This is a genomic window from Limnochorda sp. LNt (assembly GCF_035593265.1).
Taxonomy (GTDB): Bacteria; Bacillota; Limnochordia; order Limnochordales; family Geochordaceae; genus Geochorda; species Geochorda subterranea.
In genome coordinates, this window is record NZ_CP141614.1 from 2,785,771 (window position 1) to 2,800,036 (window position 14,266).

The following is a 14,266-nucleotide window of genomic DNA, read 5'->3' on the forward strand; positions in this document are numbered from 1 at the left end:
GCTGCGTCATCGCCGCCTCACATCGGGGCCTCCGGCCCCGCCCTCGCCTGGGTGCCGGCCGGGTGGAGCTCGACCCGCAAGGCGAAGGCGTCGCCGTCGCCGAGCAGGTGCTCCACCGTGGCCTCCATCTGGGTCCCGCCTCGGAGCACCAGGCCGATCCCGGTCCAGATGCGCGCGCCCGGCCCCGCCGATCGAAGCGGCCACGTGATGCCCGCTCCGGTGAGGAGCCAGAGCTCGTCGGTGAGGACGATCCGCCACTCGCCCGCGCCGTGCAGCGCCGCCCCGTCCGGGCCTGATGCGCTGACCGCCGTCGCGAGCGCCACGAGCGCCGGGTCGACGATGCGCGAGACGCTCACCTCCACCGACTGTCCCACCCGCAGGGGATCTCCCCGCGATGCCTCGGCGAAGAGCGAGACGCTGGTCTCCAGCGCTCGCCCGTGCCGCGGGTCGCGTTGGACGATGGCGAGCGTCACGCGGGATGGCCATGCCGATGCCCAGCGGTCTCGCCGGTGCAGGCTCCCGCCCAGAGGGTCGGTCACGGTACGTCTCTCGTCGACGACGCTCGCACGGGCGGACGCCTCCCATCGCCAGGCCGTCCCCCAGACCTCCCCGGCGTGCCGGTAGGTGACCTCCAGCGACGCGGCCAGGTAGCGCCCGCTGCAGCGCACCAAGGCGGGGCAGGCCGACGAGTCCAGTGCACCGCTCTCCACCCGCCACGTCAGGCGCCACCGGCCCGCTTGGAAGGCCTGGGTGAGGGCGGGAGGCGGCAGGACCTCCGCGCGGCAGATCGCCGGCGGGCCCATCGTCGCCAGCACCGCCACCACGCTCGCACCGACGCTGCGCCAGCGCGCGGGAGCCGGCGCCCTCACAGCCGCGCTCGCCCCTCCCGCACGGGCCCGACCCCCGTCTGCGCTCGCTCGAGCAGGCGGTGACGGGCCTTAAGCCGTCCTACGGCCTGCATGAGGGGCGACCGGGCGAGAAAGCCCGAGGGCGGGCCCTCGTCTTGGAGCCTCAGGAAGAGCACGACCCCCGTCCACCGCTCCTCGAAGCGCGCCCGGCTCCAGACCCGCGCACCCTGGCTGGGGTCCGCCAGGTAGGCGGCCCATGGCTCCAGGGCGGCTACCACGGTGAAGTGAGGCCGCCCCACGTCGACGAGGGCCACCACCGGCTCCTCGTAGCGCTCGAAGTAGCGCAGCAGGTCGTCCCACGTGCTGAGGACGGGGTAGCTGCGGACGCCCCAAGGCGCCACTGCCCGGCCGATGTCCGAGACGGAGGCCGAGGCCTCGCCGTCCTGGCCCGTGGCGGCCCGGATCAGCTGAGCCTCGTCCACCTCCAGCCCCAAGGCCCCCAGCACGGTGGACGCCGCGGCGTAGCCACAGGATTGGTCGGTGCCCTGGCGCACCACGCCCTGGAAGCGAAGGGCGTGGACCGGCACCGCAGGGCGAGCGCCGGCGGCCGGCGGTGCGAGCATGGCGAGGGTCGCGAACGTTAGCACCCCTATCAGTCTCGCCACGACAAATGCCCCACCTTCGCCTTGCTCCTCACTGGGAGACATCGATCGCGCGTCCCGGCATGGATGTCTGGATCGACTGGCGTGACTTTAGTCTAACTATCGCTGCCCAGCTACGGCAACGGTGCACAGCGCTACCGGATCCCGGCCAGGCGGCCCGTGACGTGTCGGGCGGGCCCGGTCGAGCTCGCTCGAAGCCTCCCGATGTCGGCCAGAGGTTCAGAGCATGGGAAGGGGCTCGTCGTCAGGGGGCGTGGGGAAGGCGGCCTCCAATTCGCGCACGTCGTGCAGCGCTAGCGTCCAGCCCACGGCCTCGGCATTGGCCCTCACGTGCTCCGGGCGAGAGGCCTTGGGAATGGCCACCACTGCCGGGCTCTTGCCGACGAGCCAGTTGAGCGCGACCTGGTGCGGCGTCTTGCCGTGGCGCGCCGCCACGCTGGCCAGGGCCTTCCCACGAGCCGTACGCGGCGACGGGAAGCGTCCCGAACCGAGGGGCGAGTAGGCCATCAGGGTGATGCCCAGGCGCTGACACGCCGGCAACAGCCGGAGCTCCGCGGCTCGCTGACCCAGCCAGTAGTAGACCTGGTTACAGACCAGGGGCACGTCCTCGAGCGCCTCTCGGGCGCGCTCCATCTGCTCCACCGCGAAGTTGCTGACGCCGACGAAGCGCACCCAGCCGTCGGCCACCAGCCGCCGCATCGCCCGCATGGTCTCCTCGATGGGATGGACCTCGCTCGGCCAGTGGAGCAGGTAGAGGTCGATGCGGTCGACGGCCAGCCGCCTCAGGCTGCGTCGAGCCGCCCGGAGCACACCGTCGTAGGAGGCGTGGTCGGGCAGCACCTTGGTGACCACGAAGACCCGGTCCCGCACGTCGCGGATGGCCTCGCCGACCAGCCGCTCGGCGTGCCCGTCGCCGTACATCTCCGCGGTGTCGATCAGGGTGAGCCCCAGCTCGATGCCGAGACGAATCGCCTCGATGGCCCGCCGATCCTCGTCGGCGCCTCCACCGATGCGCCAGGTGCCCTGTCCCAGGGCGGGGATGCGCACCCCCGTGCGCCCCAGCTCACGCTCGAGCACGGTGCTCCCGGCCTCCTCTCCGGCGATCGCGTCGATGCCTTCGGCCCGGACGCCGAGCACCCCTGCGCCTCACCGGGAGACGGCGTCGGCATCGCCGGGGGACCAGGTCTCGGGAGAGGCGGACGCATCGCCCACGACCGTGACGACGACCCTCGCCGGCACGCAGACGATGGACTGGCCCGGCCGGTCGATCCACCCCGTCCGCACGCACCAGCGCTCGGGGCAGTCGGACCGCTGGACCCTCACGCGGCCGTCCCGCACCTCCAGCACCATCGTCACGCCCCCGGCCTGGAGGCGCTCCATCCGGTCCACGTCCAGGGGCCAGACGAGCGGCGGTCGCCCCGCCGCCTCCACCAGCACCGCCGGACGGCCCTGCGCCGGCCCTCCGCCCCACGCGGCGGTGGCCAGGCGGTCGCCTCCGGCGCTCGCCGCCATCACCAACAACAGCATCGCCGCCGCAGCCAGCCCCAGCGACTCCGGGCCGGCCCACCCACCCCGGCCTGGGGCGGAGCCCTCACGCGCCGGCGCGACGCGACGGGAGTGGGCGCCGACGACGCGCTCGAAGACGGACAGGAGCCGACGGGCCCCCAACCCGACCAGCAGGCCGGCCAGGGCCCCCAGCGGCACCAGTGCCGTCATCAGCCAGCCGACCCCACCCGCGTGGACCAGCACGCGAAACGCCGTCAGCTGGCCCAGGTTGTGGGCCACCCCTCCGAGCATGCTCAAGAGGACCAGCCGACCCGGCCCTCGACGGGCCCAGGGGCGGGCCAGTCCCATGACGGCCAGGCTGGCCGCTGCTCCGGCCATCGACATCCAGAAGCCAGGCCCTCCCAGCCGCCCGCTCGCCAGCGCGGCTGCCAGCACCCGGCAGGCGCCGAAGCCGGCGGCCGCCCTCGTCCCCCACTGCCAGAGCACCAGCAGCATGACGCCGTTGGCCAGTCCAAGGTGGGCTCCGGGGACGGGGGGCGGGGGCAGCCAGCGTTCGACCAGGTAGAGGGCGAGGGAGAGGGCCAGCAGGCAGGCGAAGAGCGCGACGCGACGCGAGGCGCTCACGGCCCCTGCACCCGCGTCACCCGCAGCGACTCGTCGACCAGGATGGCCTGGGCCCCCGGCCACTCACGCACCAGCGCCTGCCCCCGGCGGGGGCCCAGCACCATGACGGCCGTGGCCAGAGCATCGGCCACCGCGGCCGACTCGTGCAGCACGCTGACCGAGACGAGCCCCGTCGCCGGCCAGCCCGTGCGCGGGTCGATCAGGTGATGGTAGCGGCGCCCCTCCCACTCGAAGAGACGCTCGTAGTCACCCGACGTGGCGACCGCGCCGGTGGTCAGCTCCACCGTCGTCACCAACCCCCGAGGGTCCCTCGGGTGCTGGATGCCGACGCGCCAGCCCTCGCCGTCTTCCCGGTCCGAGGCGGTGGCGGGGCGACGCCCCAGGACGGCGATCTCGCCTCCGACGTCGACCAGGGCGCTCGAGACGCCGTGAGCCCGCAGGACGGCCAGAGCCCGGTCGGCCGCGTACCCCTTGGCGATGCCGCCCAGGTCGAGCGCCATCCCGGCCCTCGCCAGCCCGACGCGCACGGCGTCGCCTTCTCGCTCGAGCCGTACGGCCGTGTAGTCCACCCGCTGGCGCGCCTCCTCGATGGCCTGCGGCGACGGCGGGCGGCTGGGCGGCTCCCCTCGCTCCACCGCTCCGAACCCCCACGCGTCGACCAGGGGTGCGACGGTCGGATCGAAGGCGCCACCGGTACGGCGCGCCACGTCGAGCGCCAGCGTGACGACCTCTCCTACCTCGGCCGGCACCTCGACCATCCCGCGACCGGCCTGGGCGTTGATGGCCGCGACGGGGCTCGTGGCATCGAACCGATTCAGCAGCCGGTCGAGACGCGCGACCTCTTCCAGCGCGGCGTCCGCGGCCGCCTGGGCGCCCGCACCCGCGGCCACCACCTGGACGAAGGTACCCATGGCGAAGCCGGCCCGCCGGACCACCGGCACATCCTGGTGCGCGGCCGCCGTCGACGATGGCCACGACCACCCACGAGCGGCCAGCACCGCCGTGCAACCCAGGACCACCAGCGCGCCGGCCGCCAGCAGGCCGGCCGCCAGCGGGCGCCTCATGCCCGGCCGACCCCGCCGGCGCGCTCGTCACCGCTCCCGGTGACCGGGGCCGCCTGCGCCACCTCCACGCCGACCCCGACGATGGCGATGGCGTGCGTGGGGCACTTCTCGGCGCAGCGGCCGCAGCCGTCGCAGAGCACGGGGTCGATGACGGCCAGGTTGTCGGTCACCCGGATGGCCCCCTTGTCGCATGTGCGCTCGCAGATCCGGCAGCCGATGCACCCGGCCTCGCATACCTGGCGCACGAACTTGCCCGGCATGGTCGAGACGCACCGCACGTAAGAGGCGGCCAGCGGCATGACCCGGATGACGCCCCGCGGGCAGACCAGCTCGCACAGCCCGCAACCCGTGCACCGCTCCTCGTCGACGACCGGAAGCCCATCGGGGCCCATCGACAGGGCATCGAAGGGGCAGGTCTCGACGCACGTGCCGAAGCCCAGGCACCCCTGGGGGCAGCCCTTGGGCCCGCCGCCCAGCGCATCGGCCGCGCGGCAGTCCTGCACGCCGTCGTAGGCCGCCCGGCTCAGGGCCACCTGCCGTCCTCCCCCGCACAGCACCCGAGCCACCCGCCGACCGCCCGTCTCCACCCGCTGCCCCAGGATGGCCGCAAGGCGCTGAGCGGTCGTCTCGCCGCCTGCCCGGCACCCGCTCACGGGAGCGCTGCCGCCGACGAGCGCCCGGGCGAAGCCGCTGCAGCCCGAGAAGCCGCACGCCCCGCAGTTGGCCCCGGGCAGGCTCTCCATGACCTGACCCAGGCGAGGATCCTCCTCGACCCTGAGGAATCGCCCGGCCAGCGCCAGCCCGATGCCGAAGAGCAGCCCCAGCGAGCCCAGCATCCCGACGGCCCGCAAGATCCCCTCGATCATCGCATCGCGACCTCTCTCCCCCGGCCCGTCGCCCTCAGGTGCAGCGACGTCGGCTCTCGGCTCACAGCGGCACCAGCCCCGCGAACCCCATGAACGACAGCGAGAGCAGCCCGGCGATGACCAGCGCCAGCGCCGTGCCCTCGAAGGCACGGGGGAGCCGTGCGTAGGCCAGCTCCTCCCGGATGCCCGCCATCAGTACCAGGGCCAACGTGAAGCCCAGCCCCGTGCCCAGGCCGAAGACCATGGTCTCCACCAGGTCGTACGCCCGGTTGGAGGCCATCAGGGCCAGCCCCAGCACCGCGCAGTTGGTGGTGATGAGGGCCAGGTAGATGCCGAAGGCGTCGTACAGCGAGCGGTTGGTCTTGCGGATCACCATCTCCAGGAACTGGACGAAGACCGCGATGACCAGGATGAAGGCCAGGGTGCGCAGGTATCCCAGGTCGAGCGGCTGCAAGACCAGGCGGTCCACCACCCAGCTCACGGCCCCGGCGCCGACCAGCACGAAGGTGGTGGCCAACCCCAGGCTGGCGCCGTCTTTGATGCTGCGGCTCATGCCCAGGAAGGGACACGTACCCAGGAAGCGCACCAACACGATGTTGTTGACCAGGGCCGAGCTGACCAGCAGCAAGATCCACTTCACCGGCCACCGCCCCCCGCCACCGGCATCCCGGCCAAGGCTGGCTCACCCGACGCCCTGCGGACCGCACGCCGACGAGCGGCCTCTTGGTACAACCGAGCGGCCCAGTTGAGGCCGGCGACCAGCACCCCGAGCGTGAGGAAGGCGCCCGGTGGCAGGCTGAAGACCCGCAGCGGCTCGAAACCACCCACCGTCACCCGATGGCCGAAGAGCGTGCCGGCCCCGAGCATCTCCCGAATGGCGGCCACCAGCGTCAGGCCCCAGGTCTCCCCCAGGCCCATCCCCAATGCGTCGGCCAATGCCCGCGGGACGGGTTGCTTGGAGGCAAAGGCCTCGGCTCTGGCCAGGATGAGGCAGTTGACGACGATGAGGGGGACGAAGATGCCGAGAGCTTCGTGTACCGCCGGCACCAACCCGGCGAGAAGTAGATCGGCCACCGTGACGGCCGTGGCGATGATCACCACGAAGACGGGGATGCGGACGTCGCCCGGAATGACCCGCCGCAAGGAGGAGACCACCAACGCGGTCACCATGAGGACGCCGGTCACCGCCATCCCCATGATGAGACCGTTGATGGCGGCGGTGGTGATGGCCAGCACCGGGCACATCCCGATGAGCATGCGCAGGGGCGGGTTCTCCGGCCAGATGCCGCGGAAGACGTCTTGCGCGAGCACCCGCACCCAGTGGCGGCTCATGAACCTCACCGCCCCTCCCAGGCCTGGCGGGCCATCTCGATGGCGGCGTAGACGCCGTCGGCCACGCCCATCGAGGAGATGGTGGCACCCGATACGGCCTCGATGTCCTCACCCGGCATGAAAGGATCGTCCATCGACTTGCCCTCGAACTGCGCGAGGAAGGTCGCCTCGGTGATGCGGCTACCCAGCCCCGGCGTCTCGGACTGCTCCAGCACCCGCACGCCGATGAGGCGCTGCGCCTCCATGTCGAGCCCAACGGCCAGCCGGATGGGCCCGCCGTAGCCGTCGGCGTCCACGAAGAGGGCGAGGCCCAGCGGGCGACCCGAGGCATCCCGGGCCTCGTAGATGGGGGTCCCCTCCACCTCGGCCACCTGATCGAAGCTGGCAGCCTCCGGCAGGAGCCCCTTGAGCCCCACCTCGATGGCCCGCGCCTGCTGGCGTGAGGCGATGAGCGGCGACATCGCGTGGTAGAACGTGGCCAGCAACGCGCCGGAGACCGCCGTCACCACCACCAGCACCAGTACGGCGCGCAGATCGCGGGCCCACTGCGCACGCGTCGACACCTTCAAAGGCCTCGCCTCCTGCAGCGCCCGGAGTCGCCGACGACTCCAGGCGGCCGACATCCGGTTGATGAGAGGGGTGAGCGCGTTCATCACGAGGACCGCGAACGCGGCACCCTCGACGTAGGAGCCGTAGATGCGCAACAGGACCGTCAGGAGGCCGACCCCTGCCCCGAAGAGCAGCTGACCTCCGGCCCCTACCGGGGTGGTGACGGGATCGTGCACGAAGAAGGCCACGGTCAGAGGTGCGAGCCCGACCAGCCAGTGGAAGACCGGGTCCCACCCCAGGGCCATGGCCAGCACCGCGCTGCCGACGAAGAAGCCAGCCGGAGCCATCCACCTCCCGAGCCGCCAACCCAGCATCAGCACCGCCGCCGCGTAGGCAGCCAGAGGCGCCGCGGCCCCCAGAGGTCCCGGCCCTCCCTGCCAGAGCAACGGCAGGTGGTCCGGCACGACCTCGCCCTGGCGGGCCAGGGCCAGCATGGGCTGCCGCCCGGCCCAACCGGCGGAGACGGCCGTGGTGAAGCTGGCCAGGAGGAAGACGTGGCCGACCAGCGCGGGGTTGAAGAGGTTTTGCCCCAGCCCCCCGAAGACGTGCTTGCCCAGGCCCACCGCCACCATGCCGCCCAGCACCGCCATCCACGGGGGCATGGAGGGGGGCAGGGTGAGGCTCAGCAGGAACCCCGTCAAGAGCGACGACATCCACGAGGGGGATGTCAGGCGCTCGCCCCGCGCCAGGCTGCACAGCGCCTCGGCGGCCACCGCGCCCGCGACGCCGGCGGCCAGCACGCCCACGGCCGCTGCTCCGTATCGGACGACGGCGGCCACGGTCGGTACCGAGACGGCAAAGAGGCTCATCGCCAGCATGCGATCGAGGGAGGCGCCCCGGGCGTGCACGTGCGGGGCGGGCTGGATCAGCAGGGAGGGCTGAAGAGGCGTCGCCCTGGCCATCAGAGGCCACCTCCCTGGCCCGGCCGGCGGGCTCTCCCGTACTTGGCCAGCCGGATCCACTGGAGCAGTGGCCGATAGGAGGGACACAGCACCGTGCAGGCGCCGCACTCCAGGCAATCTCGGGCGCCGAGGGCCCGTGCCTCGGCCATCTGACCCGCGGCCGCGGCGCGCGCGATGTAGAGGGGGAGCAGGCCTGCCGGACATGCCTCGACGCATCGGCCACACCGTACGCAGGCCGCCTCGGGCCGGAAGTGCATGGCGGGCGGCATGGCGGTGATGGCCGAGACCGACTTGGTCACCGGAAGCTGCAGGTCCGGCAGGGCCGCCCCCTGTAGCGGCCCGCCGACGAGGACGAGCACGGGGGTCGCGCCCGTCTGGCCGTCATCGTGCCCCTGCAGCAACGAGGCCACCGGCGTGCCGATGGGCACCCGCACCGCGCGCAGGCGCCCCCGGGCCGAGATGGTCACGAGCCGCTCCGTGACGGGCCATCCCTCCACCAGCGCCTCACCCGCGGCCACGGCCGTCGCGGCCGACTCCACCATCATCGGCCGTGCCTCGCCGGACCGGCTCCCCCGCCGGCGGAGACCGGCGACGGCCAGCGCCTCGCGCGCCAGCAAGACAGGCACCCAAAACCAGTCGACGTCGGCCAGGCGGACGATCTCGACCGGCACCGGCCCCGTCCCCAGCTGCGGCTGCTCCGCCAGCGCCCCGGTGAGCGCCTCGTCGGCGGGATCGCCCCGGTGCACCGCCAGCAGCACGCGGCCGGCGCCCGCCGCCCGTCCCAGGGCGGCGGCCCCCAGCAGGGTGGCGGTGGGATAGGTGGCCGCCTCCAACATGTCGCTGGGCAGCCCCGGCTCGCAGCCCACCGCGTTGACCACCAGGGTGCCGCCGCCCAATCCTCGCTCCAGCCGCTCGTAGAGCGACCCCTGTACCGGGCAGGGCGCCCCGTCGACCCCTGCCATCCGCAGGAAGCGCCGCAGCTCCTCGACGGGCCACTGCCCAGGCTGCCAGGGCTCCCACGGACGCGCCAGCGGCTCGACCCGCTCCCCGAGATCGTCGGCCTCCACCGTCACCGCCGGGGCCATGTCGCCGTCGGGCCCCAGGGCGGGTTGGACGTCGACGACCTTGCCGGAGACGGGACTGTGGACCGGGACGGACCCGGCGGTCTCGTCCCCTGGCTCCGGCCCGAACAGGACCTGGCCAGCGTGGACCCGGTCGCCTCGCTTGACCCGCACCGGCCCACAGTCCGAAGGGCCTTGCCTGCCGGTGATGACGAGACGAGAGGAGACGGCCGGCAACGTTTCGGCCACGCCGACAGCCAGGGCCGGGGCACCACCCTTCATGGCAGCATGCCACCCTCCCGCGCGATGCCGTGCTCGTGGTCACCTTCACGAATTGCCGCATTGGAAAAGGGCGCCCGTGCGTCTCGCCCCGCTCGGCTTCAGTCTCGCGCCCGCCACCGGGGCGATCAAGGTAAGGATGTCCTGACGCCCGCGGGCCCCCGTCACAACAAGCGCAGCCCTGCCAGCACCCCGGTGCTGACCAGCGTGACCACGATCCCCGCGGCCACCACCCCGGCACCGATCGCGACGAAGGCCCGGCCCGGCGGGACCCCCATCACGAAGGCCAGGGCCGTGCCCGAATACGCGCCCGTCCCGGGCAGCGGCACCGCCACGAAGAGGGCCAGCCCCACGGCACCGTAGCGCCCCACCAGGCCGCGCCCACGCTGGCGCACCCTCTCCACGAGCCGGCCGACGAAGGTGCGGCGCAGGAGGCGCTCGTATCCCAGGTGGAGCACCAGCCAGACCGGCCAGAAGAGGGCCGCGTTGGCGGCCGTCGCCAGCAGGAAGACCCCGGGCCAGGGCAGCTCTAACGCCAGTCCCAAGGGGATGCTGCCCCGCAGCTCGATCCAGGGCACCAGCGTCAGCAAGGCGACGGAGACCCACGGCGACAGCAGCGACTCGGGCAACGCCATCGATTCCCTTCCATGCGTCGCATGCGGTGAGGCCACCGCTGCGTCTCGGGCGCCGTGGCCCTATACGTTGCGGCCCCGTCGCGCCCCTGCAGCGAGCCGGCAGGGGCGGAGCCCGTCGAGTGCGAACATGGGCCGGGTGTCGACGCGAGCGGGACGCCTCAACCACGTGACCTCCGCCCTGGGCATCGGCCGCCTCGACGAGATGCCGGCGGTGGTGCCGGTGCTGGCCCTCGGCGGGCTGGTCTTCACCTTTGGGTCCTCCTTCGTCTGGCCGGTCACCACCATCTACATCCACTTCGTGCTGGGCCGCTCCCTGGCCATGGCCGGGCTGGTCCTGATGCTGTCGTCGTCCTCCTCCCTGGCGGGGCAGCTGGCGGGCGGGGCCGCCTTCGACCGCTGGGGCGGGAGGCGGGTGCTGCTGGTGGGCCTGCTCCTGCGGGCGGCGGCCCAAACCGTCATCGCCCTGGTACCGCTCTGGCCCGTCTACGTGGCCGCGATGATGCTGGACGGCTGGTCCTACGGCCTCGTCGACCCCGCCACCAACGCCCTCGTCTCCCGGGCCTGGCCCGAGGGCGGACGGAGGGGCTTCAACTTCCTGTACGTGGCGCGCAACGCCGGCGTGGCCCTCGGCACCGCCTTCGGGGGGCTGGTGGCCGGGTACTCGTTCACAGCCGCGTTCCTGGCCAACGCGGCCGCCTCCCTGGCCTACGCCGTCATGGTATGGCGGCGCGTGCCCGCTCATCTCCCGGAGCCGGTAACCACGCGCCGCGCGCCGTCGCCCGACTCCCCCGCGGCCGCGGAGGTCCGCGCGCTCGCCCTCGGGACGCATCCCGCGGTCTCGGGCCGCTGGCCCCTGGCGGCGATGGGGGCGCTGGTGGTGGGCGTGGGGCTGGTATGGATGGCCTATGGACAGTGGCAGGCGGTCATCTCCGTCTACATGCAGGAGCTGGGGTACCCGCTCGCCTCCTACAGCGTTCTGTGGACCCTCAATGGGGTGCTCATCGTGGGCTCGCAACCGCTGGTGGGGTGGGTGACCCGGCGGGGCTTGAGCTCGGTGACGGCCCAGATGCTGGTGGGGACGGCGCTGTTCGCGGCTTCCTTCGTCCTGGTCTGGCGGTGGCCCCTCTATCCCGGCTTCGTGCTCGGCATGGTCGTCCTCACTCTTGGCGAGGTGCTGGCCTTCCCTGCCTTTCCCGCGGCGGCCGCGGTGCTGGCCCCGCCCGCCCGGCAGGGCTTCTTCCAGGGGCTCGTGGGCGGGGCGGTCTCGGCCGGGCGCATGCTGGGGCCCCTGGCCGGCGGCGCGCTCTACGACCGACTCTCGCCCCCGGTGGTGCTGGGGGCAGCCGCCGTCGTCTCGGCCACAGCCTGCGCCTGCTTCGATCTCTACCGCGCCCTGGCGAGGCGCGCCGGGACCGGGGCGGGCAGGAGGAGCGCCCGCTAGCGGCCCGTGTGGGTTTTCGCCGGAGCACCTGACAACGAAGGAGGGGAGTGGCCGATGATGCCCATGGCACCCGTCTGGGTAGGATCACAGGGCCCCTGCCAGAGCCCACTCCTCTCCTCGGGCCTCGTGTCGAGCGACGTCGGGGGCCAGGGGCCTTCGTCGGAACCGCACCCCGGCACGATCGAGCTTCAGCAGGTTGTGCACGGCACAGTCAAGCCGCCAAAGCGCCCGAACCTTCGCCAACCCCCGCAGCAGGAACTGGCGCAGCCGCCGGGCCTCCTTGATCTGCCCAAAGACGGGCTCGACCGACTGCTCCCGCTTCCGATACCGCGCGAGGACCTCGGGCATCTTCAACCAGTACCGCATCCACTCCCGCAGGGAAGCCCCCGGCGCCGGCGGATCCGGAGGCGGCTGGGTGGTCCGGCGGTCCCGGTGACGCAACTTGTCCGCCGGAATCAAGACGCGAAGGCCCCGGGCTTGCAGCGTCTGAATGGCGTCCGTGTCAAAGTACCCGGCATCGGCCAGCCACTCCCCGGGGCGTCGGCCGGTATTGGCCTCCACCTGGTCGGCCATGGGGATCAGGTGCGGGGCATCGGCCGCCTGGTTCGTGAGGTCCGCCGCCACGATGATCTGGCTTTCGGTATCGACCACGGCTTGAGCGTTGTAGCCCTGGATGAAGCGCCCGTCCGGGTCTTTCATGATCCGGGAGTCAGGGTCCGTGAAGTTGCGCTGGGCTTTGGGGGAGGGGCGGGCCTGCGCGGGGTCTCGCCGAGACCGGTAGCGCCGACCTTTGGCCTCCGCTTCGGCCCGACGCTTGGCCTGTTCGGCTGCAGCTTTTTGCCGGGCCTCCTCTTCCAACGCCCGCATGGCTCGGCGGATGGCCTCCCGGCGCTTTTCGACCGTCTTCAAGTGCTCCGGCAGTTCATCGCCCCGCCGGTCCCCAAACCGCCGATCCTCGTCCCGGTCCGTCGCCTCCACCTCGGCAAAGCACCGCTCGATCGCCTCCCGCAGCCGCTGCTCCTCTTGTTGCATGCGGGCGTAACTCATGGCGGCATGCTTCGAGGCGTAGGCTTTGATCTTGGTGCCGTCCAGGGCCACCTGGCCCAGCTTCACCAGGCCCGCCTTCTGGGCCAGGTGAACCGTCTGGACGAACAGCTCCCCCAGCGCTGGCAGGTGCCGGCGGCGAAACTCCGACAGCGTCCAGTGCTGGCCCCGGTCTTCCCCTTCGTAGGCCCGGAAGATGGCCGACAGATCCAGCTGGTCCACCGCCTCGTCGATGAAGTGGACCAGGTGGTCCGGTGGCAGCCAGTCCTTCGGCGAAGGGGGCAGCAGATAGGTCTGATGGGGACTATAGGGCTTAAACGGCTTCATGGGCGACGGGTTCGACACCGCCCCGAGATTTCATGCCAGTCGGCTGGCAATTCCCACACACGCTGCTAGCGACTTCACCACCTCGACGACCGCCACCCGGGTCACCGTGGCCCGCCCCGCCGGTGCGGCAACGGGTGCCTCGTGGCAGCTCGCGCTGGGCCGCGCCGGGCTCGGCATCGGGCGGGGGATCGGATGGGTGGTGCTGGTCGCCTGGGCCATCGTCTCGCTGATGCCGCTCTACTGGATGCTGACGACCTCCTTCATGCTGTCGGAGGAGGTCTGGCAGGTACCCCCGGCCTTCGTGCCCACGGTGGCCAAGGAGCTCCCTGCCCTGCTGCTGTCGGGGCGGTGGGCCGAGGCAGCGGCACTGTGGGGCGATGCGACGGAGAGCTACGTCTTCCTCTTCCAGTCGACCCCCATCTGGCGATGGTTCCTCAACTCCACCATCGTCTCCGGTGTCGCCACGCTGGGGGTGCTCCTGCTGGACTCGATGGCGGCCTACGCCTTCGCCAAGCGGCGCTTCCCGGGGCGTGAGCTGCTCTTCTGGATCATGATCAGCACGCTCATGATCCCGGGCCAGGTGACGCTGGTGCCCATGTTCATGATCGTGCGCAACGCCGGCCTGATGAACACCCTCTGGGCGGTCATCCTGCCCGACCTGAGCATGGTCTTCGGCGTCTTCCTGTTGCGCCAGTTCATGCGGACCATCCCCACCGAGCTGGTGGAGGCGGCCACCATCGACGGCGCCTCGGAGTTCGTCATCTACAGCCGCATCATGGTGCCCCTGGCCAAGCCGGGGCTCGCCACGCTGGGCATCCTCACCTTCATGTCCACGTGGAACTCGTTCCTATGGCCGCTCATCGCGCTGCAGCGATCCGAGCTCTTCACCCTGACGGTGGGTCTCAAGACCCTCCAGGACAAGAACCTGGTGCAGTACGGGCTCCTGATGAGCGGCGCCACGGTGGCCGCCATCCCCATGGTCATCGTCTTCCTGATGTTCCAGCGCTACTTCGTCAAGGGGCTCACGCTGGGAGGCCTCAAGGGCTGAGGGGCAGAGGGCCAGCCC

At 72.2% G+C, this 14,266-nt stretch carries 14 protein-coding genes; 2 read left to right on the top strand and 12 right to left on the bottom strand.

The annotated features are described in order from the left end of the window. Positions 1-17: 17 nt before the first annotated feature. From VLY81_RS13385 to VLY81_RS13435, 11 genes are all read right to left on the bottom strand, one after another. The gene (locus tag VLY81_RS13385; protein WP_324668712.1) at positions 18-869 is read right to left on the bottom strand and encodes a hypothetical protein; all 852 of its coding nucleotides are present in this window, start codon (positions 867-869) and stop codon (positions 18-20) included. Continuing rightward, positions 866-1,513 carry a cysteine peptidase family C39 domain-containing protein gene (locus VLY81_RS13390; RefSeq protein WP_324668713.1) on the bottom strand — a complete coding sequence of 216 codons (648 nt, stop codon included), beginning with the start codon at positions 1,511-1,513 and terminating at the stop codon, positions 866-868. Before VLY81_RS13390 ends, VLY81_RS13385 begins: the two co-directional genes overlap by 4 nt. 216 nt (positions 1,514-1,729) lie before the next feature. Then, complete coding sequence (locus VLY81_RS13395; RefSeq protein WP_324668714.1) at positions 1,730-2,587, bottom strand: aldo/keto reductase; 858 nt, start codon at positions 2,585-2,587, stop codon at positions 1,730-1,732. Between the two features lie 69 nt (positions 2,588-2,656). Next, the gene (locus VLY81_RS13400) at positions 2,657-3,640 is read right to left on the bottom strand and encodes a Gx transporter family protein (RefSeq protein WP_324668715.1); all 984 of its coding nucleotides are present in this window, start codon (positions 3,638-3,640) and stop codon (positions 2,657-2,659) included. After that, positions 3,637-4,704: an FAD:protein FMN transferase gene (locus tag VLY81_RS13405; protein WP_324668717.1), complete on the bottom strand. Its 1,068-nt coding sequence runs from the start codon at positions 4,702-4,704 to the stop codon at positions 3,637-3,639. The genes VLY81_RS13400 and VLY81_RS13405 overlap by 4 nt, the downstream gene beginning before the upstream one ends. Continuing rightward, positions 4,701-5,570 (bottom strand): RnfABCDGE type electron transport complex subunit B, encoded by an 870-nt coding sequence (locus VLY81_RS13410; protein ID WP_324668718.1) that lies wholly within the window; start codon positions 5,568-5,570, stop codon positions 4,701-4,703. The genes VLY81_RS13405 and VLY81_RS13410 overlap by 4 nt, the downstream gene beginning before the upstream one ends. A 61-nt stretch (positions 5,571-5,631) precedes the next feature. Continuing rightward, positions 5,632-6,210, bottom strand: a complete 579-nt coding sequence (gene rsxA, locus VLY81_RS13415) for an electron transport complex subunit RsxA (RefSeq protein WP_324668719.1) — start codon at positions 6,208-6,210, stop codon at positions 5,632-5,634. Beyond that, positions 6,207-6,902, bottom strand: coding sequence for an electron transport complex subunit RsxE (rsxE, locus tag VLY81_RS13420; RefSeq protein ID WP_324668720.1), 696 nt, complete (start codon positions 6,900-6,902; stop codon positions 6,207-6,209). The genes rsxA and rsxE overlap by 4 nt, the downstream gene beginning before the upstream one ends. A 5-nt stretch (positions 6,903-6,907) precedes the next feature. Next, the gene (locus tag VLY81_RS13425) at positions 6,908-8,413 is read right to left on the bottom strand and encodes an RnfABCDGE type electron transport complex subunit D (RefSeq protein ID WP_324668721.1); all 1,506 of its coding nucleotides are present in this window, start codon (positions 8,411-8,413) and stop codon (positions 6,908-6,910) included. Further along, complete coding sequence (locus tag VLY81_RS13430) at positions 8,413-9,756, bottom strand: 4Fe-4S dicluster domain-containing protein (protein ID WP_324668722.1); 1,344 nt, start codon at positions 9,754-9,756, stop codon at positions 8,413-8,415. The genes VLY81_RS13425 and VLY81_RS13430 overlap by 1 nt, the downstream gene beginning before the upstream one ends. A gap of 161 nt (positions 9,757-9,917) precedes the next feature. Further along, the gene (locus VLY81_RS13435; RefSeq protein ID WP_324668723.1) at positions 9,918-10,388 is read right to left on the bottom strand and encodes a COG2426 family protein; all 471 of its coding nucleotides are present in this window, start codon (positions 10,386-10,388) and stop codon (positions 9,918-9,920) included. 136 nt (positions 10,389-10,524) lie between these two features. Between VLY81_RS13435 and VLY81_RS13440 the strand changes: the two genes are divergently transcribed. Continuing rightward, positions 10,525-11,829, top strand: a complete 1,305-nt coding sequence (locus tag VLY81_RS13440) for an MFS transporter (RefSeq protein WP_324668724.1) — start codon at positions 10,525-10,527, stop codon at positions 11,827-11,829. Between the two features lie 84 nt (positions 11,830-11,913). On the opposite strand, the gene VLY81_RS13445 is transcribed toward VLY81_RS13440, so the two are convergent. After that, positions 11,914-13,200 carry a transposase gene (locus VLY81_RS13445; RefSeq protein WP_324668725.1) on the bottom strand — a complete coding sequence of 429 codons (1,287 nt, stop codon included), beginning with the start codon at positions 13,198-13,200 and terminating at the stop codon, positions 11,914-11,916. A 106-nt stretch (positions 13,201-13,306) separates the two neighbouring features. On the opposite strand from VLY81_RS13445, the gene VLY81_RS13450 reads away from it, so the two are divergent. Then, the gene (locus VLY81_RS13450; RefSeq protein ID WP_324668727.1) at positions 13,307-14,248 is read left to right on the top strand and encodes a carbohydrate ABC transporter permease; all 942 of its coding nucleotides are present in this window, start codon (positions 13,307-13,309) and stop codon (positions 14,246-14,248) included. Positions 14,249-14,266: the final 18 nt, after the last annotated feature.